The organism is Flavobacterium sp. (genome assembly GCF_044371705.1).
GTDB lineage: Bacteria > Bacteroidota > Bacteroidia > Flavobacteriales > Flavobacteriaceae > Flavobacterium.
On sequence record NZ_JBILTE010000273.1, the window covers coordinates 1 to 2,573 of the forward strand.

Annotated in this window: 4 protein-coding genes; 1 reads left to right on the top strand and 3 read right to left on the bottom strand. The window is 36.3% G+C overall.

All coding sequences use genetic code 11. The annotated features are described in order from the left end of the window. Positions 1-9: 9 nt before the first annotated feature. Positions 10-399, bottom strand: a complete 390-nt coding sequence (locus ACIQ2S_RS12875) for an HIT family protein (RefSeq protein ID WP_396176630.1) — start codon at positions 397-399, stop codon at positions 10-12. A gap of 1 nt (position 400) precedes the next feature. Further along, entirely contained in the window at positions 401-874 is a 474-nt protein-coding gene (gene greA / locus ACIQ2S_RS12880) for a transcription elongation factor GreA (RefSeq protein ID WP_396176632.1), read from the bottom strand. 159 nt (positions 875-1,033) lie between these two features. On the opposite strand from greA, the gene ACIQ2S_RS12885 reads away from it, so the two are divergent. Continuing rightward, positions 1,034-1,456 carry a hypothetical protein gene (locus ACIQ2S_RS12885; RefSeq protein ID WP_396176634.1) on the top strand — a complete coding sequence of 141 codons (423 nt, stop codon included), beginning with the start codon at positions 1,034-1,036 and terminating at the stop codon, positions 1,454-1,456. Between the two features lie 127 nt (positions 1,457-1,583). Here the strand turns inward: ACIQ2S_RS12885 and ACIQ2S_RS12890 are convergent. Beyond that, a partial coding sequence (locus tag ACIQ2S_RS12890; RefSeq protein ID WP_396176636.1) for a TonB-dependent receptor occupies positions 1,584-2,573 on the bottom strand: 990 nt, incomplete at its 5' end.

The following is a 2,573-nucleotide window of genomic DNA, read 5'->3' on the forward strand; positions in this document are numbered from 1 at the left end:
CAAAATAAATTATAATTTTTCTTGAACTTTCTGAACGATTTCTTCAAATTCTTCTTTAGTCAAACTCACTTTTCGTTGAAAACGCATATCATCCATGTCTTGCAACGGAATTAAATGAACGTGCACATGTGGCACTTCCAATCCAACCACAGCAACACCAATTCGTTTACAAGGAACGGCCTGTTCCAAAGCAATGGCTATTTTTCTTGAAAACTGCATCAAACCCAAATAAAGGTCCTCTTCCATTTCAAAAAGCTTGTTGATTTCCTGCTTTGGAATACACAGCGTATGCCCTTTTGCGTTGGGATTCACATCCAAAAAAGCTAAAAAACGATCGTCTTCAGCTATTTTATAACAGGGAATTTCTCCGGCGACTATTTTAGAAAAAATACTGCTCATTTTATCTTGAAATTTCTAAGATTTCAAATTTTAATGTTCCATTTGGCACATTGATTTCAGCCACTTCACCAACCGATTTTCCTAGTAATCCTTTGCCAATGGGTGAGGTTACCGATATTTTTCCGGTTTTCAAATCTGCTTCGCTTTCGGCAACCAACGTATACTTTAATTCCATACCATTAGCTTGATTTTTAATTTTAACGTTCGAAAGCACTAAAGCTTTGGTCAAATCCAATTGTGATTCATCAATTAAACGTGCATTGGAATATACCTCTTCCAATTTGGCAATACGCATCTCTAAAAGTCCTTGTGCTTCTTTGGCAGCATCATATTCTGCATTTTCAGACAAATCACCTTTGTCACGTGCTTCTGCTATCGCTTGCGATGCTTTTGGACGTTCCACGTGTTTTAATTGCTCTAACTCTTCTCTTAATTTTTTTAATCCTTCTGCGGTATAATAAGATACTGTACTCATAATTTTGTCGTTTATATAAATAGAAAAAATCCCACTCACACGGGATTTCTCTCTGCAAAGATAGTATATTTAATTTATTTCAATTTTTATCTTGTCAAAAGACATTTACAAAGTTAAATAAATTAATTTTGTTTCCAATTGCTTTATCAAAATATTACCATGAAAAAGATTCTTTTTTTACTGATTGTAACACCGTTTTTAATCACTTGTGACAGTGAAGATTTTAACAACGCAAATCCCTATTTACCCAATTACGGATTTTCAATAGATATCGATTTGAATTTGCCTTCCAACAGTCAATTAAACTTTATCAGTAATGCCATTAAGTATAACGATCCGGGCGTTGGTGTGCGAGGAATTATCGTTTTTAATGCCGGCAACGGTGTGTTTAATGCTTTTGATGCCGCTTGTCCCAATCAACCATTGGCAGCGTGTTCCACAATGACCATCAGCGGCGTCAATGCTGTTTGTCCGTGTGACAATGCAAGTTATAGTTTATTTACCGGACAAGGAAATTTAGAATATCCTATGAAACGTTACCGAGTTCAAGTGAATGGCTCAATCATAAGAGTTTACAATTAATTTTGGCGTTCTCTCCTGCTTTCAGCGAGAGACGGGCTATACGCAGTACACGGTACTTTGCTCCTATCCCTAACGTAAAAAACCCTGACCGGAAGAAGTCAGGGTTTACTTTTATAATTACTTCCGTTTAAAAACTCAACGTCAATCCCACAAGAAAATTAATTCCCGCTTGCGGGTAAAAACCGGCCCCTTCAATGGTTGTAACCGTTCCCGGATTGGAAAAATCATCGTCATACGTATAAAAATACCCATTGCTTTCGTATTCTAAATTGAAGATATTGTTTACCAACGCATCAATACGAATGGATTTAAATACTTTTTTAGTTACAATTTCATAGGAAGCATTCAAGTCATTTACAAAATAGCTGTCCAACTTTGAACTTTCCGCATCGATATTTCCCATGTATTGCTCGCCCACATATTTGGACAAAAGTGAGACTTGAAAATTTTTAATTGGCATATATACCAAACGATTGGCAGCAATTAAATCCGGTGAAAAAGCAATATTCGTGGTTCCTAAATTTTCTAAAACACCATCGCGTTGAAATACAAAATCCTGATTTTTGTTCTGACTTACCGTTACATTGGGTTGCAAAAACCATTTTTCTGAAAGTTGCAAAGTGGCATCAACTTCCAAGCCCAAGCGGTAACTATCACCGCTATTGGCTCGAACAGGAGCTCCCACATCATTTAATTCGCCGGTTAAAACCAATTGATCTTTGTACTTCATGAAATACCCGTTCACATTCAACTTTGTTTTTTCGGTAGATAAACGCCAACCCAATTCATAATCATCCATTTTTTCAGGTCGCGGATTGCCGTTTTCGTAATCATTACGATTAGGCTCTCTATTGGCTTTAGCGTAGGAGAAATAAATATTTTGTTTTTCATTCATCACATAAGTCACTCCCGCTTTTGGGTTCCAAAAATTAAAAGTGTCGTTTACCAAACCTGTTTCATTGCCATTAGCCGTAAAACCAACATTTCTGTACTGAATATCCCCAAACAAACGCCATTTTTCAGTGAGTTGATAATTGATTTTAGTAAAAACATTCACATCCGTTTTGGTTGAAAAATCATCGTAATACCGATCTCTGATTTCACTTTGCGAAGCAAA

Bases quoted from the DNA above. Each gene is read 5' to 3' on its own strand.
- ACIQ2S_RS12875 (WP_396176630.1), bottom strand. From the start codon at position 399: ATGAGCAGTATTTTTTCTAAAATAGTCGCCGGAGAAATTCCCTGTTAT.
- greA (WP_396176632.1), bottom strand. From the start codon at position 874: ATGAGTACAGTATCTTATTATACCGCAGAAGGATTAAAAAAATTAAGA.
- ACIQ2S_RS12885 (WP_396176634.1), top strand. From the start codon at position 1,034: ATGAAAAAGATTCTTTTTTTACTGATTGTAACACCGTTTTTAATCACT.